General features: G+C 61.3%; 27 protein-coding genes. 10 read left to right on the forward strand and 17 right to left on the reverse strand.

Features of this window, described 5'->3' with window-relative positions; genetic code table 11:
• Positions 1-128: 128 nt before the first annotated feature.
• Both purD and purH read right to left on the reverse strand, forming a co-directional pair.
• Positions 129-1418, reverse strand: coding sequence for a phosphoribosylamine--glycine ligase (gene purD, locus ACZ9IL_RS21265; protein WP_476005231.1), 1290 nt, complete (start codon positions 1416-1418; stop codon positions 129-131).
• Positions 1419-1523: 105 nt separating this feature from the next.
• Positions 1524-3116: a bifunctional phosphoribosylaminoimidazolecarboxamide formyltransferase/IMP cyclohydrolase gene (purH, locus tag ACZ9IL_RS21270; RefSeq protein WP_476005232.1), complete on the reverse strand. Its 1593-nt coding sequence runs from the start codon at positions 3114-3116 to the stop codon at positions 1524-1526.
• Between the two features lie 413 nt (positions 3117-3529).
• Here purH and zntR point away from each other — a divergent pair, with 413 nt between their 5' ends.
• The 3 genes from zntR to ACZ9IL_RS21285 all read left to right on the forward strand — a co-directional run bounded on the left by zntR (position 3530) and on the right by ACZ9IL_RS21285 (position 4878).
• Positions 3530-3967, forward strand: coding sequence for a Zn(2+)-responsive transcriptional regulator (gene zntR, locus ACZ9IL_RS21275; RefSeq protein WP_476005233.1), 438 nt, complete (start codon positions 3530-3532; stop codon positions 3965-3967).
• A 4-nt stretch (positions 3968-3971) separates the two neighbouring features.
• Entirely contained in the window at positions 3972-4526 is a 555-nt protein-coding gene (locus ACZ9IL_RS21280) for a dihydrofolate reductase family protein (protein ID WP_476005394.1), read from the forward strand.
• 133 nt (positions 4527-4659) lie between these two features.
• Positions 4660-4878: an alternative ribosome-rescue factor A gene (locus ACZ9IL_RS21285; RefSeq protein WP_476005234.1), complete on the forward strand. Its 219-nt coding sequence runs from the start codon at positions 4660-4662 to the stop codon at positions 4876-4878.
• A gap of 116 nt (positions 4879-4994) precedes the next feature.
• Here ACZ9IL_RS21285 and hemW read toward each other — a convergent pair whose 3' ends face one another.
• Positions 4995-6140: a radical SAM family heme chaperone HemW gene (gene hemW, locus ACZ9IL_RS21290; RefSeq protein ID WP_476005235.1), complete on the reverse strand. Its 1146-nt coding sequence runs from the start codon at positions 6138-6140 to the stop codon at positions 4995-4997.
• A gap of 163 nt (positions 6141-6303) precedes the next feature.
• On the reverse strand, positions 6304-6900 hold the full coding sequence (locus ACZ9IL_RS21295) for an XTP/dITP diphosphatase (RefSeq protein WP_476005236.1): 597 nt from the start codon (positions 6898-6900) through the stop codon (positions 6304-6306).
• 233 nt (positions 6901-7133) lie between these two features.
• On the opposite strand from ACZ9IL_RS21295, the gene ACZ9IL_RS21300 reads away from it, so the two are divergent.
• The 3 genes from ACZ9IL_RS21300 (at position 7134) to ACZ9IL_RS21310 (ending at position 10058) form a co-directional block, all read left to right on the forward strand.
• Entirely contained in the window at positions 7134-8300 is a 1167-nt protein-coding gene (locus ACZ9IL_RS21300; protein WP_476005237.1) for a multidrug effflux MFS transporter, read from the forward strand.
• A 164-nt stretch (positions 8301-8464) separates the two neighbouring features.
• Positions 8465-9514, forward strand: coding sequence for an oxidoreductase (locus ACZ9IL_RS21305; protein WP_476005238.1), 1050 nt, complete (start codon positions 8465-8467; stop codon positions 9512-9514).
• A gap of 310 nt (positions 9515-9824) precedes the next feature.
• The gene (locus tag ACZ9IL_RS21310) at positions 9825-10058 is read left to right on the forward strand and encodes a hypothetical protein (protein WP_033128959.1); all 234 of its coding nucleotides are present in this window, start codon (positions 9825-9827) and stop codon (positions 10056-10058) included.
• Positions 10059-10150: 92 nt separating this feature from the next.
• On the opposite strand, the gene ACZ9IL_RS21315 is transcribed toward ACZ9IL_RS21310, so the two are convergent.
• Both ACZ9IL_RS21315 and ACZ9IL_RS21320 read right to left on the reverse strand, forming a co-directional pair.
• Entirely contained in the window at positions 10151-10606 is a 456-nt protein-coding gene (locus ACZ9IL_RS21315; protein ID WP_476005239.1) for an NfeD family protein, read from the reverse strand.
• On the reverse strand, positions 10603-11526 hold the full coding sequence (locus tag ACZ9IL_RS21320) for an SPFH domain-containing protein (protein WP_476005240.1): 924 nt from the start codon (positions 11524-11526) through the stop codon (positions 10603-10605). Before ACZ9IL_RS21320 ends, ACZ9IL_RS21315 begins: the two co-directional genes overlap by 4 nt.
• 198 nt (positions 11527-11724) lie before the next feature.
• Here ACZ9IL_RS21320 and cysG point away from each other — a divergent pair, with 198 nt between their 5' ends.
• The 4 genes from cysG to cysC all read left to right on the forward strand — a co-directional run bounded on the left by cysG (position 11725) and on the right by cysC (position 16397).
• Positions 11725-13164: a siroheme synthase CysG gene (gene cysG, locus ACZ9IL_RS21325; protein WP_476005241.1), complete on the forward strand. Its 1440-nt coding sequence runs from the start codon at positions 11725-11727 to the stop codon at positions 13162-13164.
• A 105-nt stretch (positions 13165-13269) separates the two neighbouring features.
• Entirely contained in the window at positions 13270-14178 is a 909-nt protein-coding gene (gene cysD, locus ACZ9IL_RS21330; protein WP_033128808.1) for a sulfate adenylyltransferase subunit CysD, read from the forward strand.
• Positions 14179-14202: 24 nt separating this feature from the next.
• Entirely contained in the window at positions 14203-15645 is a 1443-nt protein-coding gene (cysN, locus tag ACZ9IL_RS21335) for a sulfate adenylyltransferase subunit CysN (protein ID WP_476005242.1), read from the forward strand.
• A 158-nt stretch (positions 15646-15803) separates the two neighbouring features.
• A complete protein-coding gene (gene cysC / locus ACZ9IL_RS21340; RefSeq protein WP_476005243.1) occupies positions 15804-16397 on the forward strand; it encodes an adenylyl-sulfate kinase in 594 nt (197 codons plus the stop codon).
• Between the two features lie 428 nt (positions 16398-16825).
• Here the strand turns inward: cysC and ACZ9IL_RS21345 are convergent, their stop codons facing one another.
• The 11 genes from ACZ9IL_RS21345 to ACZ9IL_RS21395 form a co-directional block, all read right to left on the reverse strand.
• Positions 16826-17149: a hypothetical protein gene (locus ACZ9IL_RS21345; RefSeq protein ID WP_476005244.1), complete on the reverse strand. Its 324-nt coding sequence runs from the start codon at positions 17147-17149 to the stop codon at positions 16826-16828.
• 309 nt (positions 17150-17458) lie between these two features.
• Entirely contained in the window at positions 17459-17866 is a 408-nt protein-coding gene (locus tag ACZ9IL_RS21350) for an eS27 family ribosomal protein (protein ID WP_476005245.1), read from the reverse strand.
• 857 nt (positions 17867-18723) lie between these two features.
• Positions 18724-20352, reverse strand: coding sequence for a methyl-accepting chemotaxis protein (locus ACZ9IL_RS21355; RefSeq protein ID WP_476005246.1), 1629 nt, complete (start codon positions 20350-20352; stop codon positions 18724-18726).
• Positions 20353-20603: 251 nt separating this feature from the next.
• Positions 20604-21455 carry a TIGR03899 family protein gene (locus ACZ9IL_RS21360; RefSeq protein ID WP_476005247.1) on the reverse strand — a complete coding sequence of 284 codons (852 nt, stop codon included), beginning with the start codon at positions 21453-21455 and terminating at the stop codon, positions 20604-20606.
• Between the two features lie 313 nt (positions 21456-21768).
• Complete coding sequence (locus ACZ9IL_RS21365) at positions 21769-22245, reverse strand: DUF3299 domain-containing protein (RefSeq protein WP_033128957.1); 477 nt, start codon at positions 22243-22245, stop codon at positions 21769-21771.
• Positions 22246-22262: 17 nt separating this feature from the next.
• Positions 22263-23510: an ABC transporter permease gene (locus ACZ9IL_RS21370; protein ID WP_476005248.1), complete on the reverse strand. Its 1248-nt coding sequence runs from the start codon at positions 23508-23510 to the stop codon at positions 22263-22265.
• Positions 23511-23586: 76 nt separating this feature from the next.
• Complete coding sequence (locus ACZ9IL_RS21375) at positions 23587-24273, reverse strand: ABC transporter ATP-binding protein (RefSeq protein ID WP_476005249.1); 687 nt, start codon at positions 24271-24273, stop codon at positions 23587-23589.
• A 4-nt stretch (positions 24274-24277) separates the two neighbouring features.
• The gene (locus tag ACZ9IL_RS21380; protein WP_476005250.1) at positions 24278-24853 is read right to left on the reverse strand and encodes a DUF2796 domain-containing protein; all 576 of its coding nucleotides are present in this window, start codon (positions 24851-24853) and stop codon (positions 24278-24280) included.
• Positions 24854-24889: 36 nt separating this feature from the next.
• Entirely contained in the window at positions 24890-25180 is a 291-nt protein-coding gene (locus ACZ9IL_RS21385) for a hypothetical protein (protein WP_476005251.1), read from the reverse strand.
• 44 nt (positions 25181-25224) lie between these two features.
• Entirely contained in the window at positions 25225-25767 is a 543-nt protein-coding gene (locus tag ACZ9IL_RS21390) for a YtfJ family protein (RefSeq protein WP_476005252.1), read from the reverse strand.
• Between the two features lie 221 nt (positions 25768-25988).
• Positions 25989-26864, reverse strand: coding sequence for a hypothetical protein (locus tag ACZ9IL_RS21395; protein WP_476005253.1), 876 nt, complete (start codon positions 26862-26864; stop codon positions 25989-25991).
• Between the last annotated feature and the right edge of the window lie 79 nt (positions 26865-26943).

Raw genomic sequence — 26943 nt, forward strand, 5'->3', positions numbered from 1 at the left:
AGGGAAGTCGGGCATCATGGCCGTGTTCTGAGGGCCGGTCCGACCGATGGCACCCCGCCGAGGGCAGCAAAAAGGGGCAGCAAAAAGGGCCCGCAGGCCCTGATGTTCAGCTTGAGACGAGTGCCCGATTATTGGGCCTGCTCACGCAGGATGGCGCGCCAGCCGATGTCGCGGCGATAGAAGACGCCGTCCCACTGGATGCGATCCGCCAGCTGGTAGGCGCGGCGCTGCGCCTCGGCGACCGTGTGGCCGAGCGCGGTGGCGCACAGCACGCGGCCACCGGCGGTGACCACGGTATCCCCGTCTAGCCGGGAGCCGGCGTGGAACACCTTCTCGCCGCTCGCCTCTTCCACCGGCAGGCCGCTGATGGGCTTGCCCTGGACATAGTCACCGGGGTAGCCGCCGGCGGCCAGCACCACGCCGATGGCGACGCGGGGATCATAAATGGCTTCGACCCGATCCAGCTTGCCGGCGCAGGCGGCCAGGCACAGCTCCACCAGATCCGAGCGCATGCGCAGCATGATGGGTTGGGTTTCGGGGTCGCCGAAGCGGCAGTTGAACTCGATCACCTTGGGGTTGCCCTGGCCGTCGATCATCAGGCCGGCGTAGAGGAAACCGGTGTAGACGTTACCCTCGGCGGCCATGCCGCGCACCGTCGGCATGATCACCTGCTCCATCACGCGTCGGTGTACCGCATCGGTCACCACGGGGGCCGGGGAGTAAGCCCCCATGCCGCCGGTGTTGAGGCCGGTATCGCCGTCGCCGACCCGCTTGTGATCCTGGCTGGTGGCCATGGGCAGCACATGCTCACCGTCCACCATGACGATGAAGCTCGCCTCTTCCCCGTCCAGGAACTCCTCGATCACCACCCGGGCGCCGGCATCGCCGAACGCATTGCCGGACAGCATGTCGATCACGGCCTCTTCGGCCTCTTCGAGGGTCATGGCGACGATGACGCCCTTGCCGGCGGCCAGGCCGTCAGCCTTGATGACGATGGGGGCGCCTTTCTCACGCAGGTAGGCCAGTGCCGGCTCCACCTCGGTGAAGTTCTGGTACTCGGCGGTCGGAATGGCGTGACGGGCCAGGAAATCCTTGGCGAAGGCCTTGGAGCCTTCCAGCTGGGCGGCGGCGGCGGTCGGGCCGAAGATGGCGAGCCCTTCGGCGCGGAAGGCGTTCACCACCCCTTTCACCAGCGGGGCTTCCGGCCCGACGATGGTGAGGCCGATCTGCTGCTGCTTGGCGAAGGCCAGCAGGCCGTCGATGTCGGTGGGCTCGATGGCGACGTTCTCTATGCTGCCCTCGTGGGCCGTGCCGGCATTACCGGGGGCGACGAACACCCGGGTCACCATGGGGGATTGCTGGGCCTTCCAGGCCAGGGCATGTTCACGGCCGCCATTACCAATGATCAGTACTTTCATCGTCTCGCTCGCTTCTATTCGTGATAACTCACTGCATTTGCAGGTGCAAACCAGTCAGTTGAAATAGTTCGTTGGAAAGAGGGCCGCTTGTGGCGGCCCGTCTCATCAGTGGCGGAAGTGGCGCATGTTGGTGAACAGCATGCACATGCCGTGCTCGTCGGCGGCGTCGATCACTTCCTGATCCCGCATCGAGCCACCCGGCTGGATAACGCAGGCGATGCCGGCGGCGGCGGCGGCATCGATGCCGTCGCGGAACGGGAAGAAGGCATCGGACGCCATGACGGAACCCGCCACCGTCAAGCCTTCATCCTCGGCCTTGATGCCGGCTATCTTGGCGGAGTAGACCCGGCTCATCTGGCCGGCGCCGACCCCTATGGTCTGGCCGTCTTTGGCGTAGACGATGGCGTTGGATTTGACGAACTTGGCGACTTTCCAGCAGAACAGCAGATCTTTGAGCTCGGCCTCGGTGGGCTGGCGCTTGCTGACGACCTTCAAATCTCCGAGCGTGACCATGCCAAGGTCGCGTTCCTGCACCAGCAGGCCGCCGTTGACGCGCTTCAGATCGAAGCCCTGGGCCGGTGCCGTCCACTGGCCGCATTCGAGCAGGCGCACGTTCTGCTTGGCGGCAACAGCGTCACGGGCTTCCTGGCTGACACTCGGGGCTATGATGACCTCCACAAACTGGCGCTCGACGATGGCGACGGCGGTGGCGCCATCCAGTTCACGGTTGAAGGCGATGATGCCGCCGAAGGCCGAGGTAGGGTCGGTCTGCCAGGCGCGCTCGTAGGCCGCCAGCAGGTCGGTGCCGATGGCCACGCCGCAAGGGTTGGCGTGCTTGACGATGACGCAGGCCGGCTCGCTGAACTCCTTCACGCACTCCAGCGCCGCGTCGGTGTCGGCGATGTTGTTGTAGGAGAGGGCCTTGCCCTGCAGCTGTCGGCTGCTTGCCACCGAACCCGGGGCGGCATGCTCTTCGGTATAGAAGGCGGCAGCCTGGTGGCTGTTCTCGCCGTAGCGCATGTCCTGCTTCTTGATGAACTGGCTGTTGAAGGTGCGCGGGAAGCGGGACTCGGCGTCGCCCTCCTTGTTGTCGCCGTAGCTAGGCACCAGGGTACCGAAGTAGTTGGCGATCATGCCGTCGTAGGCGGCGGTGTGCTCGAAGGCCGCGATGGCGAGATCGAAGCGGGTAGCCAGGCGCAGGCTGTTGCCGTTGGCGTCCATCTCGGCGATCACCCGGCCGTAGTCGGCAGCCTTGACGACGATAGCCACGTCTTTGTGGTTCTTGGCGGCGGAGCGCACCATGGTCGGGCCACCGATATCGATGTTCTCGACCGCGTCTTCCAGGGTACAGCCTGGCTTGGCGACGGTGGCGGCGAAGGGATAGAGGTTGACGACAACCATGTCGATGGGGGAGATAGCGTGCTGGGCCATGATGGCGTCATCCCGATCGCGGCGGCCGAGAATGCCACCGTGCACCTTGGGATGCAGGGTCTTGACCCGGCCGTCCATCATCTCGGGGAATCCGGTGTAGTCGGAGACCTCGGTCACCGGCAGACCCGCTTCGGCGAGCAGCTTGGCGGTGCCCCCGGTGGAGAGCAGGGCCACACCACGCTCGTTGAGGGCCTTGGCAAATTCCAGGATGCCGGTCTTGTCAGACACACTCAGCAGTGCACGGCGAATGGGTCGAGCTTGTTCCATCACACTATCGTCCTCAGCATAACGGGGACCGTTCCATGGGAGGCGAGGCTCAACACAGAGAGTCCCCAAATAAATGGAAGTGGGGGATTTCGCAAAGCACTCTCACCGGCAGCTGGCAAAAGTATTTTAGGAAATACCCGCTTGACGCGACGCTCTCTTGTGGGCGCGTATTCTACACAGAAAATGTGAGCCGTGGTGGATTTTTTGAAATCGCGAAGCCTTTTGTGGTGCGGTGTTAAACGTTTTCTGCCCGCATTTTGTGAAACGTTTGTCTTTTCAGTGTTTTGATTGGAAATGAGCGGGCGGGAGCCTGTTATCTACTGCTTTCCTGCCTTTGGCTGGCAATCGACAGGCAAAGGGGTGATAGTGAGAGCCGGTTTATATTGAGTACCAATGCCAGCGGGAGAGCGGACATGTATCGGATCGGGGAACTGGCCAGGGCATGCGGGGTAAAGGCGGATACCCTGCGTTTTTACGAGAAGAACGGGCTCATCTCGCCGGGGCTCCGGAACGAGTCCGGCTATCGCCTCTACGGCGAGCAGGACAGGCGGCGGCTGGAATTCATCATCCGCGCCAAGTCGGTGGGGTTCTCCCTTGCCGATATCGGCGAGCTGCTGGATCTCGATACCAACAAGGCCAGCGTCACCTGCCAGGAGGTGAAGGCGGTGGCCGATGCCAAGCTGGCGCAGGTGGAGCAGAAGATCATCGAGTTGACCCGGTTTCGCGATAACCTGCGCGAGCTCTCCAACATCTGCTGCGGTGGTCCGCGCTCGGCCGAGCACTGCGCCATCCTCGAAACCCTGGAGTCCGGTACCCCCTCCCGCCACGAGCATCACGACCATGAGCACTGAATCCATGAACGCGGCGTCCCAGCGCCCCCGACTCTCCGCCTTCCTGGCGCTCTCTCTCGACGGCTTCATCGCCGGGGAGGGGGACAGTCTCGACTGGCTGACCCCCTTTTCCGGCGACTCGCCGGAGGAGACCGGCTACAACGCCCTGATGGCGAGCGTGGATGCGCTGCTGATGGGGCGCAACACCTTCGATGTCGTGCGCGCCTTTCCCGACTGGCCCTACGGTGACAAGCCGGTGGTGGTATTGACCCACAGACCGGCCGAGCCTGCAGCGAACGTCTCCTTCCGGCAAGGGACGCTGGCGCAGGTGTTGGGGGCGTTGTGGCAGGAGGGGGCACGGCATCTCTATCTGGACGGTGGCAATCTGGTGCGCCAGGGACTGCAGGCCGGGTTGGTGGATGAGCTGACCCTGTTCTGGGTGCCGGTCACCCTAGGTGCCGGCGTACCGCTGTTTGCGGGGGCCCTGCCCGGCGGCCTCAATCCTGTCTCCAGCACCCTGCTGCCGAGCGGTCTGGTACGGGTTGTCTACCGCCCGGCACCCTTGCCGCCCGCAGCCTGAATCCTTGTACCGCCCTCTCTTGCACTCGGCGTAGGGGAAGCGCACAATCGGCGCGTTTTTCGCCACCGGGTGTCAACTTCGGCTAGGCATTGAACAACCGACAATCAGACTCAGTCATCGCAAAGGAGCCGTTATGGCCAAGCAGAAGGTGGTCATCGCCACCACCGAGCCCGCTCACGATCATCAGCGCGGGGTCATCCAGGACAATCACCTCAAGGCATTGGTGACCTCCCCGCTGTTCCAGGGACGGGTCGAGCCGAGCAAGAAGGGCAAGGGCAGCTATCAGCGCAAGGCCAAGCACGGCAAGCGGTGGGAGCCCGGTCAACAGCGGATGATGAGCGTCTGCTGCTGAGCGGGTTTCTGCCGCAAGGCACCAGGTCAAACAACAGGGGCGCCATTGGCGCCCCTGTTGTTTCTCTCTTCGGCAGAGCTGGCTCAAGGTCTTGCAGCAAGACCCTGAGCAAGTCCTCATTCGTCCATAAAGAGCTCGAGCAAGACGTTCAGGTAGCGATGGCCGAGTGAGGTCAGCTGCCAGCAGTCGCCGAGATCCTCGATCAGCTCCTTGGTCTGGGCGATGGTCAGCATGGTCTCCACTCGCTCCAGCGCCAGACCGGTGTAGGCCTCGAACTCCGCCTTGGGGGCGGGCTCGAACAGCCGGAACCGGTTCATGAAATACTCGAGCGGCAGATCGTCCTCGCTCACCTGCCACTGGTTGTCCAGATAGGGGCGGGCGGGATCCAGATAGCCTTTCGGGTGCTTCACCTTGCTGCTGCGCAGGATCCGCTGGTTGGTCAGATCCGTCATCTTGCCGTGGGCGCCGCAGCCGATCCCCAGATAGTCGCCGAAGCGCCAGTAGTTGAGGTTGTGGCGGCACTGATAGCCCGCCTTGGCGTAGGCTGAAATCTCGTATTGGTGGTAACCCTGGGCGGTAAGCATGGCGTGGCCCTGCTCGTAGATGTCCCACAGGGTGTCATCCTCCGGCAGCGTGGGCGGCTTGGAGGCGAAGGCCGTGTTCGGCTCTATGGTGAGCTGATACCAGGACAGATGCGGCGGCGCACAGTCGATGGCCTGCTGCAGATCGTAGAGCGCATCGTCGAGACTCTGATCCGGCAGGCCGTGCATCAGGTCCAGGTTGAAGGTGGGCAGTGCGATGGCGTGGGCCAACTCGGCGGCCTTGCGCGCCTCCTCGGGGCCGTGGATGCGGCCGAGCCGGGTCAGCTTCTCCTGCTGGAAGCTCTGCACCCCGATGGAGATGCGGTTGATGCCGGCGCGCTGGAAACCGGCGAACTTGTCCGCCTCCACGGTGCCGGGGTTGGCCTCCATGGTGATCTCGCAATCCGGGGTCAGCGCGATGCGCACCCGCACCCCGTCCAGCAGCGCCTGCATGGCCTCGACGCTCAATAAACTGGGTGTTCCCCCGCCGATAAAAATGGAGGAGAGCGGGCGTCCCTGGGCCCAGTGCAGATCCTGATCCAGATCCTCCAGCAGGGCGGCCACATACTCGAGGTGAGGCAGCTCTCCCTTCTGGGCATGGGAGTTGAAGTCGCAATAGGGGCACTTCTGGACACACCAGGGCACATGGATATAGAGGGAGAGAGGCGGCAGTTGCAGCATGGGGTTTCCAGTAATCAAAAAATCAAAACGGGGGCCGAGTCTGACCCCCGTTGTCAATGACAGTGCGTGTTGGTTGAGCGACGAGACCACGAGCAAAACGGGGGCTGATGGCCCCCATTGTAGATGAAATGCCGGCCGCAGTATGCCGGTGTGCAGTCCGGTCTCAGTGGGCCGCCGCCAGTGCGGCCTTGAGCTTGGCCAGCGCCTGGCCACGGTGGCTGAGCTGGTTCTTCAGCTCCGCCGGCATCTGGGCTGAGGTACAGTCGTGATCGGGCACGAAGAACACGGGATCATAGCCGAAGCCGTGCTGACCGCGCGGCTCATCGAGGATGGTCCCCTCCCAGCTTGCCTGGCAGATGATGGGAGTGGGATCGTCGGCGTGGCGCATATAGACCAGCACGCACCAGAAACGGGCGCTCTTGAGGTAGTCTGGCGCGCCCTTGAGCTCTTCCAGCAGCTTGGCGATGTTGTCCTGGTCACTGGCACCCACACCGGCGAAGCGGGCGGAATAGACGCCGGGGCGGCCGTGCAGCAGGTCCACCTCCAGGCCGGAGTCGTCGGCGACGGCAGGCAGGCCGGTGATGCGGGCGGCGTGACGCGCCTTGATGATGGCATTCTCGACGAAGGTGGTGCCGGTCTCCTCGGCGTCGGGGACAGCGAACTCGCTCTGCGGGATCACCTGGATCTTCATATCGGCCAGCATGGCGGCCAATTCTTTCACCTTTTTCTGGTTACCTGTTGCCAGGACAAGCTTGCTCATCACGCATCTCCGCAAAAATAATCTGCGCATTCTATGCGGGGCGGGCATTTAGTCAAAGCGCCAATTACCCCTTGCCAGGGCCGCCCCGGCCACGGATTGGGATGGTTTAGGAGCAAGCTAGATGCATCTTTCCGTAAAGGAATAACCGAAGTGATTAAATACCATTTCAATTCATTACTGTGAGTCAGTAGACTCGCGCCCCAATCGACATTCCCCACGGCTTGAGGTGACTGATGCCATTGATTCTTCTGCTTGTACTCCTGGTGCTGTTCAGTCCGCTGGCCATCGACATCTATTTGCCCGCCATCCCGCAGATGGCCGAGCAGCTCGGCGCCGAGGTGACCCTGATGCAGGGCACCATCACCTGGTTCCTGTTCAGCATGGGGTTGGGTCAGTTGCTGGTGGGACCGCTTGCCGACCGCTATGGCCGCAAGCCCATCGCGCTGGGCGGCGTGCTGCTCTATGGCCTGAGTGCCCTGGCCGCCGGCTTTGCCGCCAGCCTGGGTGAGCTGATGCTGGCGCGGGTGCTGCAGGGCTTCGGCGCCTGCGCCACCTCGGTTGCCGCCTTCTCGGTGGTGCGTGACAGCTATGGCCCCAAGAAGAGTGGCCAGATGATCTCTTATCTCAATGGTGCCATCTGCTTCATTCCCGCGCTGGCACCGCTGCTCGGTGGCTGGCTGACCGCCAAGGCGGGCTGGTCGGCGAACTTCTGGTTCATGGCCGGTTATGCGGTCATCGTCGGCAGCTGGTTGCTGTGGCGCATGCCGGAGACTCGTCCGGAGGAGACCAACAGCCATGGCCAACTGATCAGCTGGGCGCGCTACAGCCCGGTGCTGCGAAGCCCAAGCTTCCTGTTCAACGCCAGCCTCTGCATGCTGGCGATGGCGGTGATCCTGGCCTATGTCACCGCCGCGCCGGTGCAACTGATGGTCAAGCTGGGTCTGGACATGAACGGCTTCAGCTACTGGTTTACCGCCAACGCGGCGCTGAACATTCTGGCCTGCTTCCTGGCGCCGCGCTTCATCGCCAGGGTGGGTCCGAGACGCACCCTGCGCATCGGTCTGCTGGTGCTGCTGGCCTCGGCCGTGGTGCTGACCCTGACCATGCACCTCGCTCATCCGCTGGCGATGATGGGGCCTGTGTTCCTCTCCAGCATCGGCTTCGCCATGATCCTGGGCGCCGCGGCAGGCATGGCGCTGGCTCCCTTCGGCCACTGCGCCGGCACGGCGGCAGCCCTGCTCGGCCTGTTCCAGATGAGCGGCTCCGGCGCCCTGGTGGGGCTCACCGGCGCGCTGATGCCGGATCCTCTCGGCCAGCTGGCGCTGCACATGTGGCTGCTGTTGCCGCCGCTGTTGCTGCTGATGACCCGTCAGGGCCGTCGCCTCTGTCTGCAGCCTTGATGGCGCGAGCCGCCCATTTCCTCGGGGCTGATGGATAACGCGGCTTGTGTTGGCAATAAATCCTGTGCTCTGATGAGCGCAAACGGGGGCTTGGGCCCCCTTGTTTTTTGGGCGAGAGCCCAGCCGACGCTTATCATAATGGACAGAGTTCAGCGGAGAATCCCATGAGTCACACAATCAACGCCGCCCTGGTGGGCTATGGCTTTGCAGGCCAGACCTTTCATGCCCCCTTCTTGACCACTACCCCGGGTCTCTCCCTCGGTTGGGTGGTGAGCCGGGATGCCGCCAAGGTGCAGGCAGAGTTGCCCGGTTGCCAGGTCGGTACCCTGGAACAGGTGCTGGCCGATCCGAGCGTGGATCTGGTGGTGATCGCCACGCCGAACGACACCCATGCCCCCATCGCCCGTCAGGCACTGCTGGCAGGCAAGCACGTGGTGATCGACAAGCCGTTCGCGCTGGATCTGACCGAAGCCGAGGCGCTGGTGGAGCTGGCGCAGAAGCAGCAACGGCTGCTCAGCATCTTCCACAACCGGCGCTGGGACGGGGACTTCCTCACGGTGCGCCGGCTGCTGGCCGAGGGAGCGCTTGGCGAGATTGCCCAGTTTGAATCCCACTTTGACCGTTATCGCCCCGAGGTGCGTCAGCGCTGGCGCGAGGCCGGTGGTCCGGGCTCCGGCCTCTGGTTCGATCTCGGCCCGCACATCCTCGACCAATCGCTGCAGCTGTTCGGCCAGCCCGACTGGATCCAGGCCGATCTGGCCCAGCAGCGCCCCGGTGCCCTGAGCGATGACTACTTCCACGTGGTGCTGGGCTACGGCGCGCTGCGGGTGATCCTGCACGGCAGCTGCCTGGTGTCCGCCACCATGCCGCGCTTCGTGATCCACGGCAGCGAAGGGTCCTTCATCAAGTTCGGCATGGACGTGCAGGAGGAGCAGCTCAAGCTCGGCCTGCGTCCGCCCGCTGCCGAATGGGGCCGGGATCCGGAGCCGGGCCAGCTCAGCCGCATCCGGGATGGTCAGGTGCAGCAGCACGCAGTGGCCGGTGAGGCGGGTGACTACGGCGCGTATTACCGTGGGATCTGCGCCGCCATCAGAGGCGAAGCCAGCAACCCGGTGCCTGCGCCGGAGGCACTGGCGGTGATGGCGCTGCTGGATCTGGCCAGGGAGAGCGACAGCCAGGGCAAACGGTTGAGCTGTCAGAAGCTGTCTGACTGAGGTCGATTTTCGGGGCCGGAGCCGGTTGGGTGAAACGGCAATGAGTGGCTGGTAATGGCGTGGGTAACGGTGTTTTATTATGCAATTGACGATGTTCTATGGTGGATTATATTAATATTTGTCGTTGCAGTAGTTCTTTTCATCCAGCTCACGAGAAAATATCATTGTGATATGCGTTTTCATTGGCGGCGTATGGCGCTATATTTCGCGCGCCTCCTGGCTCCCGGTGTATGGCTTTGCTTACCGGGGGTGAAGACGCACAGTGATGGTCGTCGAGACCATCTCTCCATCTTTTTTTGAGGGTATGCACATGAACAAAGTACTGGTAGCCGGTATCCTGGGTCTGATGTTGACCGCCTGTGGTCAGAAAGAAGAAGCCGCCGCTCCGGCCGCTACTCCGGCCGCCGAAGTTGCTGCAACTGTTAGCGAAGCTGCCTCTACCGTAGAGAAGGCCGCTTCCGAAGCCTCTGCTACCGTCGAGAAGGCTGCTGCTGACGTAGCTACCAAGGCGGAAGCTGCAGTGAGCGATGCCAAGGCCAACTAAGCCTGCACCTCATCTGAAAACGGGCCCGGCGCTTGTGCGTCGGGCCCGTTTTTTTATGGGTTTTTCACGAGGTTGAGGGGCAGGCACCGCGCTCAGGTCAGCGGCTCCACCAGCAGGATGTGGGAGTCGGCGCCCACCACTTTGACCCGGCTGCCCGCCGGCAGGGCGACCTCGCAGCGTACCGTCCAGACGGTGTCGTCCAGGTGCACCCGGCTGCTGCCTTGGATCACATCATCCAGCAGGGTCAGCTCCCGCCCCAGGTAGCTGTGCATCCGCTCGTTGATGGTGCTGGCCGCATCCTGGCTAGAGCGATCGCGCCTGTGCTGCCAGCGCCACCAGGCCCAGGTGGTGAGCAGGGACTGCACCGCGAACAGCAGCAACTGGGCTTGCCAGCCGAAGGGCAACAGCAGCAGCAGGATCCCGACTTCCAGTGCGGCTATGCCGGTCCAGAGCAGAAAGCCCACCGATCCCAGCACCTCGATGGCCAGCAGGGCGAAGCCCAGCCCCAGCCAGTGCCAGTGGGTCAGCCCCTCGAACAGGGCTGTCATGACTTGTTGCCCTTGCCATCCTTGTTGAACAGCTCGGCCATACCGGCGACCGAGCCTATCAGGCTGCCCGCCTCCAGCGGCATCATGATGATCTTGCTGTTGGGGCCTTCACCGATACGGGCCAGCGCCTCGGTGTATTTCTGGGCCACGAAGTAGTTGATGGCCTGCATATCCCCTTCCGCTATGGCTCTTGAGACCATGTGGGTCGCCTTGGCTTCGGCCTCGGCGGCCCTTTCGCGCGCCTCGGCGGCGAGGAAGGCGGCCTGGCGCTCGCCCTCGGCTTTCAGGATCTGGGACTGTTTCTCCCCCTCCGCCTTGAGGATCTTGGACTGGCGCACCCCTTCGGCCTCCAGCACCTCGGCCCGTTTCTGCCGTTCGGCCTTCATCTGGGCGTTCATGGCTTCTACCAGCGCGAGCGGCGGGCGCACATCCTTGATCTCGATCCGGGTCACCTTGATGCCCCAGGGAGCGGTGGCGGCATCCATGGTGCGTAGCAGCTTCTCGTTGATGGTGTCGCGCTGGGACAGCATCTCGTCCAGCTCCATGGCGCCGAGCACGGTCCGCATGTTGGTCATGGTGAGGTTGCGGATGGCGCTGGTGAGATCGTTGACCTCGTAGGCACCCTTGCGGGCGTCTACCACCTGCACGAAGCTGATGGCGTCTATGGTGACGTTGGCGTTGTCGCGGGAGATCACCTCCTGGGCCGGGATGTCCAGCACCTGTTCCATCATGATGATCTTGTGTCCCACGCGATCCACATAGGGAATGAGCAGGTTGAGGCCGGGGGAGAGGGTGCGGGTGTAGCGGCCGAAGCGCTCCACCGTCCAGTTGTAACCCTGCGGCACTATCTTGATGCCGGCGCTCAGGGTCGCGAGTACCAGGAACACGAAGATCCCCAATACAATCAATGACTCATTCATTATTAAGCTCCTTATGAAACACTTTCACTAGCCTAGAGTCTGGTGCTCAGCACCACAAGGACATTCACTCGGCTTTGCCAGCATAGGGCTTTACTAATTACCAAAACGCATTAAAGAGCATTTTTTATTATTTTGAAGGAATAAGCAGCCTGCCTATAGTCGCCCCAGATGTCGTCGTATGCCGAGGAGCGGGCCCTGATGGATTATTTACCTATGTTTGCCAAGTTGGAAGGCCGCCCGGTATTGCTGGTGGGCGGGGGCGAGGTTGCCCTGCGCAAGGCGCGCCTGCTGCTGGCGGCGGGCGCCCGGCTGACCCTGGTCTCCCCGGTGCTCGACTCGGCGTTCAATGAACTGGCCGATCGCTTCACCCATCTGGCAGCGCGATTCGACCCGGCCCATCTGGCGGGCCAGATCCTGGTGGTGGCGGCCACCGACAGCCTCGAAGTCAACGGCCTGGTCTACCAGAGTGCCGACGCCCTCGGCCTGTTCGTCAATGTGGTGGATGACCCACAGCGCTCCAGCTTTATCTTCCCGTCGATCATCGATCGCAGCCCCATAGTGGTTGCCGTTTCCAGCGGCGGCAAGGCGCCGGTATTGGTGCGGTTGCTGCGCGAGCGACTCGAGAGCCTGCTGCCCCGCCATCTGGGCGGGTTGGCCGAACTCTCCGGCCGGGTGCGTGGCAAGGCCAAACGGGTGTTGTCGTCTCTCTCCGATCGTCGCCGCTTCTGGGAGCGTGCTTTTGCCTCCAACACCCTCGGCAGCCTGATCGAGCAGCAGGATTGGCAGAGTGCCGAGTATTGGCTCAATGAGGGGCTGGACAAGGCCCAGACTGAAGTCGGCGAAGTGGTGCTGGTGGGTGCGGGTCCCGGCGATCCTGGCCTGCTGACCCTCAAGGGGCTGCAACAGATCCAGCAGGCGGAAGTGGTGCTCTACGACCAGCTGGTCTCCCCCGAGATCCTGGATCTGGTGCGCCGGGACGCGACCCTGGTGTCGGTCGGCAAGAAGGCCGGCGCCCACAGCGTACCCCAGGAGGAGACCAACCGCCTGCTGGTGGAATATGCCCGCGCGGGCAATCGGGTGGTGCGGCTCAAGGGCGGCGATCCCTTCATGTTTGGCCGCGGTGGCGAGGAGCTGGAAGTGCTGGCCGCCGAGGGTATTCCCTTCTCGGTGGTGCCCGGCATCACGGCTGCCGCCGGTGCCACCGCCTACGCCGGTATTCCGCTCACTCACCGCGACTATGCCCAGAGCGCCGTCTTTATCACCGGGCATTGTCAGCAAGGGGGTCAGAAGGATGGCAAGGAGCCGGACTGGCAACAGCTCGCCGTCACCAACCAGACCCTGGTGATCTACATGGGGCTGATGCGCTCCGAACACATTCAGCAGCAGCTGGTCGACCATGGCCGAAGTCGAACCACCCCCATCGCCATCATCGAGCGGGGCACCCAGCCGTGCCAGCGCGTGCTGATCGGCACGCTTGGCGAGCTGGCGGGTCTGGCCCAGCAGGCGGCAAGCCCCTCGCTCATCGTCATCGGCGAAGTGGTGGCCCTGCGCGAGCAACTCGCCTGGTTTGGCGAGCAAGGGGGCGCGCAGGTTGCCGATGTGGGCAGCACGGATCTGAAGCTGATCAGCCTGGCCTGAGCCATCTCCCGCCAAAGATGAATCGATTTTCCGGCGCTGCAGACGCGGCGCCGCACTGAACCCACGGCACGCCAAGGCGTGCTGGTAATGACTGAGGACCCAGACATGGATCGTGAAAGACTAACCCACCTGCAACAACTGGAAGCCGAGAGCATCCACATCATCCGCGAGGTGGCCGCCGAATTTGAAAACCCGGTGATGATGTACTCTATCGGCAAGGACTCCTCCGTCATGCTGCACCTGGCCCGCAAGGCCTTCTACCCGGGCAAGATCCCCTTCCCCCTGCTGCACGTGGACACCAACTGGAAGTTCAAGGAGATGATCAAGTTCCGGGACGAGACCGCCGCCAAGTACGGGCTGGATCTCATCGTCCATAAGAACCCGGACGGTCTGGCGATGGACATCAACCCCTTCGTGCACGGCAGCGGCAAGCACACCGACATCATGAAGACCGAGGGGCTCAAGCAGGCGCTCAACAAATACGGCTTCGACGCCGCCTTCGGTGGCGCGCGCCGGGATGAGGAAAAATCCCGCGCCAAGGAGCGGGTCTACTCCTTCCGTGACAAGTCTCACCGCTGGGATCCCAAGAACCAGAGGCCCGAGCTGTGGCGCGTCTACAACAGCCAGGTCAACAAGGGGGAGAGCATCCGGGTGTTCCCGCTCTCCAACTGGACCGAGCTCGATATCTGGCAATACATCTACCTGGAAAACATCGACATAGTGCCGCTCTACTTCGCTGCCGTGCGCCCCGTGGTGGAGCGCAGCGGCATCAAGATCATGGTGGATGACGAGCGCATGCCAATAGGCCCGGAAGACGAGGTGAAGCAGGAGCTGGTGCGCTTCCGCACCCTCGGTTGCTACCCGCTGACCGGGGCCATCGAATCCGACGCCACCACCTTGCCGGAGATCATCGAGGAGATGCTGCTGACCACCTCGAGCGAGCGGCAGGGACGACTCATCGACCACGATCAGGCGGGCTCCATGGAGCAGAAGAAGCGTCAGGGCTATTTCTAAAAAAATGTTCTAAGGGATCGACACATGAACAACCACATTCAGACCGCCATCACAGAGCAGGGCATCGAAACCTACCTGCACGCCCAGCAGCACAAGAGCCTGCTGCGTTTTCTCACCTGCGGCAGCGTGGATGACGGCAAGAGCACTCTCATTGGCCGATTGTTGCACGACTCCCAGCAGATCTATGAAGATCAGCTCAAGGCGCTGGAGTCCGACAGCCAGAAGCTCGGCACCACGGGTGAGAAGCTGGATCTGGCGCTGCTGGTGGACGGCCTGCAGGCCGAGCGCGAGCAGGGCATCACCATAGACGTGGCCTACCGCTACTTCTCCACGGCCAAGCGCAAATTTATCATCTCGGATACCCCGGGCCACGAGCAGTACACCCGCAACATGGCCACCGGCGCCTCCACCTGCGATCTCGCCATCATCCTCATCGATGCCCGCAAGGGGGTGCTGGATCAGACCCGTCGCCACAGCTTTATCGCCAGCTTGCTTGGTATCAAGCAGTTCGTGGTAGCGGTCAACAAGATGGATCTGGTGGAGTTCAGCCAGCAGGTGTTCGAGCGCATCAGCGCCGAGTATCGGGAGTTCGCCAAGAAGCTCAACGTCGAGACGATTCAGATAGTGCCGGTCTCGGCGCTGGACGGGGACAACGTGGTCAACCCGAGCGACAAGCTGGCCTGGTATCAGGGGGAGACCCTGCTCTCCCTGCTGGAAAATGCCGAGGTGGAGCGGGAGCTGGAACGCCACCCGGTGCGCCTGCCGGTGCAGTATGTCAGCCGCCCGAACCTGGACTTTCGCGGCTTCGCGGGCACCCTGGCATCCGGTATCTTGCGGGTGGGTGACACCCTGGCGGTGCTGCCGTCCGGCAAGCAGAGCAAGGTGACGCGCATCGTCACCTTCGACGGGGATCTGGAGTATGCCCTGCCGGGTCAGGCCATCACAGTCACCTTCGCGGACGAGATCGACATCAGCCGCGGCGATCTGCTGGTGGACGCCGCTCGCCAGCCCAAGGTGACCCAGAACGTGCTGGCCCACATCGTCTGGATGGGGGAGGAGTCCCTGCAACCGGGCCGGGTCTACGACATCAAGCTGGCCACCAAGAAGACCCGTGGCCAGGTGGAGGTCATTCGCCACCGCATCGAGATCAACAAGCTGGACGAGCTGGACGCGAGCGAACTGAAGCTCAACGAGATCGGTCTGTGCGAACTGAGCCTGACCGATCCGGTGGCGTTCGATCCCTACCAAGAGATCCGCGACACCGGCAGCTTCATCCTGATCGACCGGCTGACCAACGTCACCGTCGGTGCCGGCATGATAGTGGAAGGGCTGGCGGCCCAGGTGGTGACTCTTGCTGGCAAAGCAGGGCAGTACAGCGAGTTCGAAATCGAGCTCAACGCCCTGGTGCGCAAGCACTTCCCCCATTGGCAGGCGCTGGCAGTCGGCAACGACAGCGGCAAGCAATAAAGCCTGGCGCCCTCTCCCTCGGGAGAGGGCGCGATGAAGCGCTTCCCCTCATCCCCAACCCTTCTCCCGCCGATTAAAAACAGAGAGGGAGAAGGGGTTTAATATCCCCTCTCCCTTTGGGGGAGGGGGAGGGAACGAGCCGTAGAGAAGGAGTCAGGATGAATAACGTCGTGTGGCATCAGCATGCCGTCAGCAAGCAGAGCCGATCGCAGTTGAAGGAGCAGAAGCCGCTGGTGCTCTGGTTTACCGGGCTGTCCGGGGCGGGCAAATCCACCCTGGCGGGGGCGCTGGAGCAGGCGCTGGCAGCCGAGGGCAAGCACACCTATCTGCTGGATGGAGATAACGTGCGCCACGGCCTCTGTGGTGATCTTGGCTTCGACGATGCCGCCCGGCAGGAGAATATCCGCCGGGTTGGCGAAGTAGCGAAATTAATGGTGGATGCGGGCCTTATCGTCCTCACCGCCTTTATCTCGCCGTTTCGTGCCGAACGGGATCTGGTGCGCAATCTCCTGGGTGCCGACGAGTTTATCGAGGTGTTTGTGGATGCGCCGCTCGCCGTGTGCGAAGAGCGGGACCCCAAGGGGCTCTACAAGAAGGCGCGGGCCGGCGAGATCCGCAATTTCACCGGTATCGATTCCGCCTACGAGGCTCCCGAGCAGCCGGAAATTCATCTACTTAACGCCGGCAAGCCGGTGGAAGCCCTGGTGGACGAGCTGTTGACCGCCCTGCGGCAGCGGGGGCTGATCGACTAAGGTGCGCTTGCACATATCGAGTAGTGATAAACAAGGGGGCGTTTGCCCCCTTGTTTATTGCCTGCCAACCATTCCCTTTATCGCTGCCGCTATTTCTTCGCCGAGCGTTTTTGAGATGGATGTAGGGTGCAATAAGTGCAGCGTATTGCACCGTCAAAGAGGAAGGCGCTCGGTCAAGCGCCTGGCCTCTACCTATGATTCACATCACAATCCCTGCTGGATTGCCGTTATACGGGGTTTCGCCAGCTTTTCGGGCTGTGGCGAGTGATTTTTCTTTGTGTGGCCAAAGTAAAGTCACCAAAAGAAAGGCACCCCCGCCGATTCGCTCTCCTGCGTCTCGGCGAGTCGGAGGGGGAAGCAATAGACTGAGGCGACAGCTCGCCAACTTGTTGGCCGCTATGCAGCGCTCAGAACGGTGGGGGCTCAAATTAGTCTTTTTTTAGTTTTCTTGTGATGCTGCGGGATATATTGGTCATTTCACAAATAAACTCTTCCTCAAGATGATCGCCTACAAACGAGGGCTTGATATTATCTAACCTCCGCCATGTCTCATGTTGATAGATGAAATAAAGGTAGTTTTTAAGTAAAGAATGGTTGGTCGTTTTCCTTGATAACTGTTTTTTGAATGAATCAAGGGTGAGTTTCGACTTATATGAATAATATTTGTCATACTCTATAACAAAATCATTAAGGCTCCAGCCGATCCTAGAAAGCTCCATTTTAATTTTTACGGAAAAATCATCATGTTGCATATTTGTCTCCAAATGTCCCCTATGTTACCGGTAGCCTTCACATATCCAGACGGTCTCTGGATATGTGAACTTACATGGAGAGTATCGATATATGGCAAAAGGTGGAAATTCTCACTCAGGTAATTCAGGTAATTCAGGTAATTCAGGTAATTCAGGTAATTCAGGTAAGGGAGGTAGTAATCGAGGCCCTTCGTCACACCCTGGTCCGGGTGGTAACTGGCCTTCGACAACAGGTGGTATTTCAGGAGGGGGAAGAGGAAACGCGCCATCAAAGAGTGGCAAATAAATCATAACAAAGGGGCGGTGAAGCTAGTCTTCCCGCCTTATGCATTCATTAGAGTTTTTTTGAAAAGCTGATAAAAAACTTTTGTTATCAGCTTTGTATCTAATATATGAAATTTCATTCATGGTATCTGTCATTGCGCATAAACAAATGTTTCTTCTATTAATATATATGGTTTTACTTACCAAATCTTGATCTGAGTTGGTACATGTATCAACAATTGAATACTCGACCAGCATGGGATATCGATTATCAAAGAAAGCATAGTCAGCTACCTGTCCACTCACAAGACCAATAGCTAATATAGCACCACCTGATATAATCGGTTTTTTAAACGTATTTCCAGTCAGTTCCTCTTGGCAGTTGCCACATTTAACTTTTGCTTCAAGATGCAAATCATTTTTTTTAAAGCATTTAGGACATTCAATTTTCATGCTCGTTCCATGAGATGATTAATTACATGTATTGGGGCTGTAGCAAGATCAAGATAAGGCAGTCACAATCGTCTTTTGCTGACAGGCTTTCCATTGCCTGCCGTTGTTGCCTCGCTTTGGCGAATCGGATGTCACAATACCGTGCCTGCCTGTGACTGAGGGGGCCGCTCGCCGACCTGTTGGCCGCTACACGGCGCTCATCTCGTATGTTGGGCTAAAAATCGTAGGTTGGCGCTGAACGAAGTGAAGCCCAACGTTTACCGCGAAACGTATCTGCAAATTTGTTTTACCGTTCGACCAAATCCATGTTTATCTCGCTCTGGTTGACGTGATAATGCTCGTCTGTTGGGCTTCGCTGCGCTCTGCGCCAACCTGCAAAACCACGCTACCGCCCCTGAATGACAGCCTCCAGTCTGCTGCTTTTTACCTGCGATATGGCTCTGGTCTGGCTCATGGGTGATTCCGACGAGACATTTACCAAATGGCAGTGTTACCGAACGGGGCTGGGGAGAGAAGCGGAAGAGGGGCGTTTTCTGGGCCAGATCAACAAATTTATTAATAACAGGTGGTGATGGGCATCTGGCCCCCAACGCTCACAGCGCATCTGGGCGGGGGAGTGAATTCGGGGCTATCACCCTGTCGAGTGCGGTGTCGCACAGCCGCTATTCCGAGAGCGGCAAGGGCAAGCCGGTGGTGGTACGGGTGGATAAGCGGCTGGCCGCTTTGTGGGGTCGGGGTCTGATAAAGAAATCCCTGCGCTGGCGCCATAATGTCGATGGGCCCTGTATCGGTGACGATACGGGCCCATTCATTTTTAGCGCACGGCTTACTTAGTTCTTGGTTGTGACGGGATCGGCTCAGCGGGCGAGCAGGGCTCGACCACTGGACAGCGATTCGCTGGCTGCATGGGGGGAGGGACGTTGCTGGAATTGGCGCACCAGCCGCTCCAGTTCGCTTAATTGCCGCACCAGCGCGATGACGCCCTGCACCGCGTGCTGGCTGCCCAGACTGGAGTCATCCGCGAGGCTCTTGATGTTGAGCACGTTGCGGTTGATGTCCATGGTGACCTGGGATTGTTCTTGCACCGCCTGGGCAATCTGGCTGCTGCCGGCGGCCACCTGCAGCAAGCGGTCGCTTATCTGCTGCAGCACGTCGCCGGTGGCGGAGGCCTTGAGCCGGCAACTGGCAGAGAGCTGTTCCCCCTTCTCCATGGCCTGCTCTGCATCCCCGGCACTGCCCTGCAGCAGGCTGATCATCTTCTGGATCTCGCCGGTGGAGGACTGGGTCTTGATGGCAAGGGAGCGGATCTCGTCCGCCACCACCGAGAAGCCACGGCCCGCCTCACCGGCCCGGGCGGCCTCGATGGCGGCGTTGAGGGCCAGCAGGTTGGTCTGGTTGGCGATGTTGTTGATCACATCCAGGATGCCGTCGATGGCCCGGCATTGAGTGGCGAGCGTGTTGATCACCCCCTTGGATGTGACCAGCTCGCTGTGCATTCCTTCTACCGCAGTCATGGTCTCTAGCACGCTCCGATTGCCCTCCTTGAACAGATCGGCGGTCTCGTCCAAGCGATCGGAGGAGGCGGTCGAGCTGTGGGATACCTCGCGGATGGATTCCGCCATTTCGGTGATGGCGGTGGCGACCTGGTTGGTCTGCGCCTGTTGCTGCTGCAGGTTGTCGGTGATGGCCTCGGCGTTGTGCAAGTCCGTCTGCGCCGCCCGCAAGATCTGCTGGCAGGTCTGCTGGGTGCGGGCCAGCACGGCGTTGAACTCGGCCTGATTCATCCGCATGGCGAGCTCGACGGCGGCCAGGTTGTCGACCCGGCCCGTGTAAAGCAACTGCATCAGCGGGTTGTCGAAGCGGTTGCGGGCCAGCTTGCCGAGTGTGCCAAGGCGCCGGGAGAGGGCGTTGACGACAAGGGCAGCGCCCGCCAGCGGCAGGACGGCTGTGGCCAGCAGCCAACCCGACTCGTGGCGATAGCCCAGCGCCAGCATGGCCATCAGGGCAAGCAGCAAGCAGAGGTTGAGCACGAGCGTGTGGGAGAAGGCTGGTAGGCGCAGGGCCAGGGGTTGTTGCCCCTCCCGCATCTGGGCATAGACCCGCTCCGTCCGCTGCTTCAGCTCCCCATCCGGCGCGGTGCGCACGGATTGGTACTCCACGACCTTGCCGTTGGCATCCTGAATGGGGGTGACGAAGGCATTGACCCAGTAGTGATCGCCATTCTTGCAGCGGTTCTTGACCGGCCCCATCCAGCTCTTGTTTTGGCGCAGGTGTGCCCACATGTCGGCGAAGGCTTGGCTCGGCATGTCGGGGTGGCGCACCAGGTTGTGCGGGGATCCTTGCAGCTCCTCCAGCGCGAAGCCGGCGATCTGGCAGAACTCCTCGTTGGCATGGGTGATACGGCTCTCCAGATCCGTGGTCGAGATCAGGCTCTGATGCTCGGGAAAGAGACGCTCACGCTGGGTGACGGGTTGATTGACTCTCATAGGGATTCCGGCTGGGATTGGGGCTATGAGTCCCGTCTGCAAGCCGTGCACCAGAGTGGCGGAAAAAGCTCAAATAATGGGCTGGACGGGAGTTGTTCGAAAAAAATGTGTCAGCGGAGGAGGGCGACCGGGCGAGGTATCGATAGATTGCTGAATCGATTCGCTTTTTGGGAGCCGTTTTGGGAATGAAATCCCTGCTTTCGCAATTTGGCAAGCCGTGAAGCGGGAGCCCAGATGGGCTCCCGGCCGATTCAGGCGTTGATCTCCGGCGCGCTGGCGGGGGGCGCTGTCAGGGTCTCTATCTGCAGGTTGGTCGCCAGCAGGGTCTTCAGATCCTGCAGGTACTCCTCCAGCGGCGGCTCATCCAGCAGCAGGGCGAGCTCGTTGCCGACCGGGGTGAGGCGGTAGTAGAGCAGGGTCAGGCCGCTCTGACGCTGGCGCAGTCGCCAATGCTGGTTGCCAAAGGCGAGCTCGACCCCGTCCGCCGGCAGCGGCCCGGATTCCAGCTCCCCTCGGTGCAGCAGGCCGAGATCGAACAGCAGCAGCAGGGCGCTGTAGGGCACCCGGTATTTGCCTAGCCCCATGCGAGTGACTTTGGCGCGGCTGAGCAGGCTGGCGCCCTTGTGCATGCCGAGCAGCAGGCGCTGCTCGTCGCTGCCCTCGTAGTGACAGCAGAGGGCGCAGATGCGCTGGAACAGCTGGGCCTCGCGCTGGGTCATCTCCTTGAGGGTGCTGAGGGCCCGGATGGAGAAGCGGCCCGGAGTCGCCACCTCCAGCGCGAAGATCCGCCCCCACAGCTGCTGCATGGGCACCATGCTGATCTCTTCGGCCAGCTGCAGGAAGCGGGTCAGCCAGTCGCTGTCCATCTCGCCACCGGCGGCCGTCTCCTCGCAGTGGCGCGCCGCCATCACCATGATGGATTCCAGGTTGCGCTGGCGGGCGGCCTGATCCGCCAGTTGGCGGAAGGTGGCGCGCTGCTCGAAGGTGCTGTCGCTGTTGCGGGTCAGCATGCCATCGATGTTGCGGCTGCGGGCCAGGCGCAGGGTCTGCTCCTGACTGCTCAGAATGGAACTCTCTTTCTTGGGGGGCGGAAGATCGGCCATGCTGGCTCCGTGATGGCAGGGGTGGATCAGGCTGGTATTCAATGTTACCCCAAGCAGCCAAACGAGCAATCCCCAGAACCTATCCACGATCTTACTGTGAGCTCGTGATCAAGGTTCATGTGCTGCTCGGAATCCTCACGTATATCTATACGCTCCGGTTCCTGCGCTGCTCTTTACTTTGCTGACGACCTCTCGTTACAGGTCGTGAACAGATTCTCAGACGGTGCTGGGGCCCGATGTGCAGGCCGGATAACAAAATGGCCTCCCGAGGGAGACCATTTTGATTGTGCATCAAGACAATAGGCGTAGCGGCTTACTCTTCGTAGACGCTGACCTCGGTCGCCTCCATGGAGTAGGAGGCGGTGGCCATCTCGTGACTCGAACTGATGGTGCGCATCTTGCCCTTCACCCAGATGGCGTCCCACAGATCGTCCACAGGCGCGCCCTTGGGGTAGCTCACGTAGATCACCTGGTTGGTGGGGGGCGGCGGCACATGGATGCAGGCGCCGAAGTAGGGCACCAGCAGGAAGGCGGTGATCTTCTTGGCATCTCCCTCCAGCGGCACCACGAAGCCCGGGATGCGCAAGTCCTGGTTGTCCAGCTTCTTGTTGACCCCGCCGACCGGCTGCGGCACCGAGGCCAGGTTGCCGTCGTGGCTGACCTGGGGCGGCGGTAGCAGTTTTTCACCCTCTGGAATGAGCACATCCCAGTCGATTGTCTTGTAATCTACGGCATGGGCAGGCAATGCCAACACACCCAGCAGCAGCGCCAGCATTCTCCACATCGTCATCTTTCCTTTCGTCATCGTCATATCCGGATACTCATGCCATCGCTCAGGCTGTAGCGATACGCGCGGGCGGCGGGCAGCAGCCCAATCACCATGCCTGCCAGCCACACCAGTCCCAGCAGTTGCCATTCGTAGGCGCTCGGCAGGCCGAGGCCGAGTTGCAGGCCATAGTGGCTGAGCAGCCAGGGGGTGGCAAGCAGCTGTCCGAGGTAGAGCACCGCGACCCCGAGGGCGATGCCGAGGGTGGTGAGGGCCATGGCCTCCAGCGCCAGCAGCAGGAACAGATGGGACGGGCCGGCGCCGAGGGAGCGCAAGATGGCGAGTTCGCGGCGCCGCTCGTTGAGCCCCGCCAGCAGGGTGGTCAGCATGCCGATGAGGCCCGCCACCACCACGAAGCCGGCGATGACGCTGAGCGCCGTCTCCATCACGCTCATCATGCCCCACAGCTCCTGCAATGCGGCCCCCGGCAAGATGGCCATCAGAGGTTCACCGGTGTAGGTGTTGATGCCACGCTGCAGCTGGAACGCCAATATGCGATTACTTAAGCCCACCATAAAGGCGGTGATGGTCTTGGGGGTGAGATCCTGCGCCAGCGCCTGCTCGGCGGTGACGTTCTTGCTGTGGCGACCCGTGTCCCAGCCGAGGTGGATGGCCTCGATGCCGGCCAGCGGCACGTGCACGGTACGATCGACCGGGGTGCCGGTCGGCGCCAGGATCCCCACCACCTTGAACGGCAGGTTGTCGTGCTGGCTGAAGGAGGTGTTGCCGGCGCCGTGGGCGATGACGATGGACTGATCCAGTTTGTAGCCGAGTTTCTCGGCCACCTGGGCGCCGAGCACCGCCTCGAACGGCGTCTCGAACGGGCGGCCTTCCCGCATCTGCAGGGACTGTTGCTGGCCGTACTTCAGGTGGCGGAAGTAGTCGCCAGTGGTGCCGAGCACCCGGAAGCCCTTGTGGGAATCCCCGAGGGAGAGGGGAATGGTCCAGGCGATGCCGGGCCGCTGTTTGATGGCCTGATAGGTGTCCCAGCCCACGTTGTTGGTGGGGTTGCCGATGCGAAACACCGCGTAGAGCAGCAGGTTCACCTGGCCGGAGCGGGCGCCGACGATGAGATCGGTGCCGGAGACGGTATTGGCGAAGCTCTCGCGCGCCTCGGTGCGCACCCGCTCCACCCCGAGCAGCAGGGTGACGCTGATGGCCACGGCCAACAGGGTGAGCCCGGCGGTGAGGCGACGGGCCCAGAGACTTTGCAGGGCGAGTTTCAGCATGCCACCCTCCTTTTTATGGTTTGGGTAGCGCTATTGGTCGGTTTTTTCTGCCACAGGCAGAGAGGGGTGCTGCTGCTCATACGGCCCTCCGATTAAGCTGCTGCAGGTTTTCCACCCGGGGGAAGAGGGGTTCGAGATAGGGGTCGTGGCTGACGAAGATGAGGGTCGAGCCCTGCTTGTCGCACTCCTCGAACAACAGCTTGATGAAGGCGGCTCTGTTGTCGGTATCGAGCGCCGAGGTGGGCTCGTCGGCGATCACCAGGGGCGGCGAGCCTATCAGCGCCCGGGCGGCGGCGACACGCTGTTGCTGGCCGATGCTCAAGGCATGGACCGGCCTGTGCAGCGCCTCGTCCGGCAACTGCAACTCGCCCAGCAGGCGGCGAGCCTCCTGTTCCGGACTGCCGCGCAGGCGGGATCGCTTCTCTCGGGAGAAGGTGAGTGCAGTAGTGACATTATCCAGTACGGATAAAAAAGGCAGCAGATTGAACTGCTGGAAGATATAACCCAGATTGGCCGCCCGGAAGTGGTCACGGGCGCGGCCGGAGAGCTGAGCCAAAGGCTGGCCCAGCACCTCCAGGGTGCCGTGGTCGGCGGTCTGGATCCCGGCAAGCAGCCCGAGCAGGGTCGACTTGCCGGAACCCGAAGGCCCCTTGATAAACACCCGCTCCCCTTGCGCGATGCGAAGGGCGGGCAGATCGAGTACAGCCTCGCCACCTGGCCAGGCGAAGGCCAGATCGCGGATCTCAACCACGGCGTTGTTCATGGGTTCACCAGCTCAGCTTGTAGGCGGACGGGGTCAGCTCGGCCGCAGTCTGACCGGTGGGCAGGATGCCCTGCACGCTCAGTTTCTCCAGGCTCGGGTAGACGGTAAAGAGGGTGGCTTCCAATCCAGTCAGCTTGGCCGGGGCCGCGCAGGTATAGGTGTACATGGCGCCGAGATCGGCATGGCCGTCTTCGTGGTGGTGTTCATCCTGATCGCTGCCAGCCTTTTCATGGTCATGGTCATGGTCATGGTCATGGTCATGTTCTTCCTTGGCGGCGTTGATCTCCTGCTGGGTCAGGGCGCAACCGGCGGCGGGATCGAGCCGGAACAGGCTGGCCGGCTGCTTGAGTTGGGTCATGGCCTTGGCATATTGCGCCTTCTCGGCATCCGTCTTGGCGGCATGTTCGAAGCCCACCAGATCGGCGGCGGGCGCCTGCAGCTCGATCATCAGCTGGTTGCCATCGAGCACCAGATTGAGGTGGCCGTGGCCGTGCTCGTGGGCACCGTGACTCTCGTGTTCATCGTGATTCGCTTGTGCGCCAAAGGCGGCGGCCGCCAGCAACAGGGTGACTGCTTTCATCGTTATTCCTTTTAAAACAATTAATAGGGGAGCTATTCAAAAACGGGAACGATGAAAGACTGGCGGGGCTCGGATGCTGTAATAGCGGGCGCTGAGGTTGCCCGTGCTGGTGAAGCCGGGAATGGCCGGGGGATAATCGGAAAACTGCGGAGCGCTAAGGCTGGGGGGCGGGGTCAGCGCCAGCTTGCCATCCAGATGGAGGGCACAGATGAGGCAATGGTGGCTGTGGTCAGGCAGATCCGCTTCCAGCGGGTGCTGTGCCAGTGCCGGTTGCAACCACAACCAGCCCAGCAGCAATAGCCAGATTTTCAGCTTGGAACTAACCATAAACCCCTATGGAAAGGGCGCCATCAGCGCCCCTCCTCTCTGATTCACAGATGGGACTTGATGAGCCCCATCACCTTGGTGATGTCGGTGGCATCGAGCTGGCCATCTTTGGCGAACAGCACCTTGCCCTCTTTATCCAGCAATACGATGGCCGAACTCTCCGGCGCGAGCGCCCAGGCGTTGCGGGCCATGCCCTTGGCATCCAGCACCAGCGCGGACCAGGGGAACTCTTTCTTGGTGTCTTCGGCGCTGCTCTTCACAAAGCCGGAGGTACCCCAGATGGCGTCATTGCTGTTGATGATGGTGACGGTCTGGTACTGCTCGTGGGGCAACTTGGCCACCTTGATCGCCTCGATCATGGGGGCGTTGAGCTCCTTGGCACTGGAACGACCCGCGATGTGCTGGATCAGAAATACCTTGCCGGTCAGCACCTGGCTCTGCCATGGCTGGTAGCTGATCTCTTTGTCTTTCAGCACCAGCTCACCCTTGTCGCTGATATTGACCAGCGGCACCTGAGCGGATTCCTTGATGTTGTGGGCCATGACCAGGCTCGGCAGCAGCGCCAGAGTAAGTACGAGATGTTTCATCCTGATGACACTCCTTTGTTATGTTATAACGATTTCATGATTGAGGGAATGGGGCAGTACTCATCCTAAACTGATCGGATGTGTTTAAAAAGTGTTAAATAAAGTCGCGAATGATCAGGCTATGCTGCGTGTCAACGCAGGACGCTGGCGGGCGAGGGCGGCTAGAATGGCATGCGGCAGTTAATAATCAATCGATTATTAACTGGTTTGAGGAGTCGGTGTCAGTAGAGCGGCTCGCTCACCAGCGGGATCTGGGCCATGGTCATCTGCTGGGCCAGCAGGGGGGAGCCGGTCAGCAAGATGTGGCGCTGGTTGTCGATCACCACGGTTTCTCCCTTCAAGCCGCTGTCGGCCGTGATGGCGAGCCAGGCCGGGGAGACACTGCCGATGCTGATGTTCGGATAGATGATGCTGAGCATATATTGCGGCGCCAGCTCGGCCAGCAGGCTGGCCATCAACAGCGCCTTCTCGTCGCTGTCGGCCTTGTTGTCCTGCAGCGCCTGGAGGGGCGGGGCGAAGTGATCCATCTGCTCGGGGGGAGTGGGAATGGCGTTCAACCACTCCTGCAACAGGTTGACGCTGGTGGCCAGATCCTTGGCCGAGAACTGCTGGGCAAGGGCCTTCAGGTCCCCCTTGAACTGATAGAACAACTGGGAATAATTGGGTCTCACACAGGGCAACTTGCGATTGGCCGGATGAACGCAGGGCAGCACCCGCATCTGGTAGAAGGCATCTTCCTGATACTGCTGATAGGCCTGCCAGAACTGGGCCGACTCCAGGCTGTCGTCGTGCAGGGTAAACGCCTGTTCCAGATTGCGGAATTTGGTGGCGGTTTCGGGGCTGTTCTCGTTGATCTGGTTGATGCTGCTGTAAAGCCGGGGGCTGATGTAGGAGTAGAGCGTCTCCAGCGGGAAGTTGAGGGAGGTATCGATCAGCGTCATCTCGTGTCGGCTGGCCGAGATGACACGATCATCCGTGCTCAGTTGCAGGTGTTTCTGCTGGCCGTCGGCGGACTGCCATTGCCAGCTGAAGTTGACCTCGTGGGCGGTGGCCGAGCCAAGTACCAGACTCCACAGCAGACCTTGTGCCAGTTTCATGAGGGTGCATCCTGCGCCGGGTAATATTAAACAACTAGGTTAGACGGCGGAATTTGGATTGATTCATATGCACATGAAT

Source organism: Aeromonas sp. TECH754, from assembly GCF_056279295.1.

Bases quoted from the DNA above. Each gene is read 5' to 3' on its own strand.
- purD (WP_476005231.1), bottom strand. From the start codon at position 1,418: ATGAAAGTACTGATCATTGGTAATGGCGGCCGTGAACATGCCCTGGCC.
- purH (WP_476005232.1), bottom strand. From the start codon at position 3,116: ATGGAACAAGCTCGACCCATTCGCCGTGCACTGCTGAGTGTGTCTGAC.
- zntR (WP_476005233.1), top strand. From the start codon at position 3,530: ATGTATCGGATCGGGGAACTGGCCAGGGCATGCGGGGTAAAGGCGGAT.
- ACZ9IL_RS21280 (WP_476005394.1), top strand. From the start codon at position 3,972: ATGAACGCGGCGTCCCAGCGCCCCCGACTCTCCGCCTTCCTGGCGCTC.
- ACZ9IL_RS21285 (WP_476005234.1), top strand. From the start codon at position 4,660: ATGGCCAAGCAGAAGGTGGTCATCGCCACCACCGAGCCCGCTCACGAT.
- hemW (WP_476005235.1), bottom strand. From the start codon at position 6,140: ATGCTGCAACTGCCGCCTCTCTCCCTCTATATCCATGTGCCCTGGTGT.
- ACZ9IL_RS21295 (WP_476005236.1), bottom strand. From the start codon at position 6,900: ATGAGCAAGCTTGTCCTGGCAACAGGTAACCAGAAAAAGGTGAAAGAA.
- ACZ9IL_RS21300 (WP_476005237.1), top strand. From the start codon at position 7,134: ATGCCATTGATTCTTCTGCTTGTACTCCTGGTGCTGTTCAGTCCGCTG.
- ACZ9IL_RS21305 (WP_476005238.1), top strand. From the start codon at position 8,465: ATGAGTCACACAATCAACGCCGCCCTGGTGGGCTATGGCTTTGCAGGC.
- ACZ9IL_RS21310 (WP_033128959.1), top strand. From the start codon at position 9,825: ATGAACAAAGTACTGGTAGCCGGTATCCTGGGTCTGATGTTGACCGCC.
- ACZ9IL_RS21315 (WP_476005239.1), bottom strand. From the start codon at position 10,606: ATGACAGCCCTGTTCGAGGGGCTGACCCACTGGCACTGGCTGGGGCTG.
- ACZ9IL_RS21320 (WP_476005240.1), bottom strand. From the start codon at position 11,526: ATGAATGAGTCATTGATTGTATTGGGGATCTTCGTGTTCCTGGTACTC.
- cysG (WP_476005241.1), top strand. From the start codon at position 11,725: ATGGATTATTTACCTATGTTTGCCAAGTTGGAAGGCCGCCCGGTATTG.
- cysD (WP_033128808.1), top strand. From the start codon at position 13,270: ATGGATCGTGAAAGACTAACCCACCTGCAACAACTGGAAGCCGAGAGC.
- cysN (WP_476005242.1), top strand. From the start codon at position 14,203: ATGAACAACCACATTCAGACCGCCATCACAGAGCAGGGCATCGAAACC.
- cysC (WP_476005243.1), top strand. From the start codon at position 15,804: ATGAATAACGTCGTGTGGCATCAGCATGCCGTCAGCAAGCAGAGCCGA.
- ACZ9IL_RS21345 (WP_476005244.1), bottom strand. From the start codon at position 17,149: ATGCAACATGATGATTTTTCCGTAAAAATTAAAATGGAGCTTTCTAGG.
- ACZ9IL_RS21350 (WP_476005245.1), bottom strand. From the start codon at position 17,866: ATGAAAATTGAATGTCCTAAATGCTTTAAAAAAAATGATTTGCATCTT.
- ACZ9IL_RS21355 (WP_476005246.1), bottom strand. From the start codon at position 20,352: ATGAGAGTCAATCAACCCGTCACCCAGCGTGAGCGTCTCTTTCCCGAG.
- ACZ9IL_RS21360 (WP_476005247.1), bottom strand. From the start codon at position 21,455: ATGGCCGATCTTCCGCCCCCCAAGAAAGAGAGTTCCATTCTGAGCAGT.
- ACZ9IL_RS21365 (WP_033128957.1), bottom strand. From the start codon at position 22,245: ATGACGATGTGGAGAATGCTGGCGCTGCTGCTGGGTGTGTTGGCATTG.
- ACZ9IL_RS21370 (WP_476005248.1), bottom strand. From the start codon at position 23,510: ATGCTGAAACTCGCCCTGCAAAGTCTCTGGGCCCGTCGCCTCACCGCC.
- ACZ9IL_RS21375 (WP_476005249.1), bottom strand. From the start codon at position 24,273: ATGAACAACGCCGTGGTTGAGATCCGCGATCTGGCCTTCGCCTGGCCA.
- ACZ9IL_RS21380 (WP_476005250.1), bottom strand. From the start codon at position 24,853: ATGAAAGCAGTCACCCTGTTGCTGGCGGCCGCCGCCTTTGGCGCACAA.
- ACZ9IL_RS21385 (WP_476005251.1), bottom strand. From the start codon at position 25,180: ATGGTTAGTTCCAAGCTGAAAATCTGGCTATTGCTGCTGGGCTGGTTG.
- ACZ9IL_RS21390 (WP_476005252.1), bottom strand. From the start codon at position 25,767: ATGAAACATCTCGTACTTACTCTGGCGCTGCTGCCGAGCCTGGTCATG.
- ACZ9IL_RS21395 (WP_476005253.1), bottom strand. From the start codon at position 26,864: ATGAAACTGGCACAAGGTCTGCTGTGGAGTCTGGTACTTGGCTCGGCC.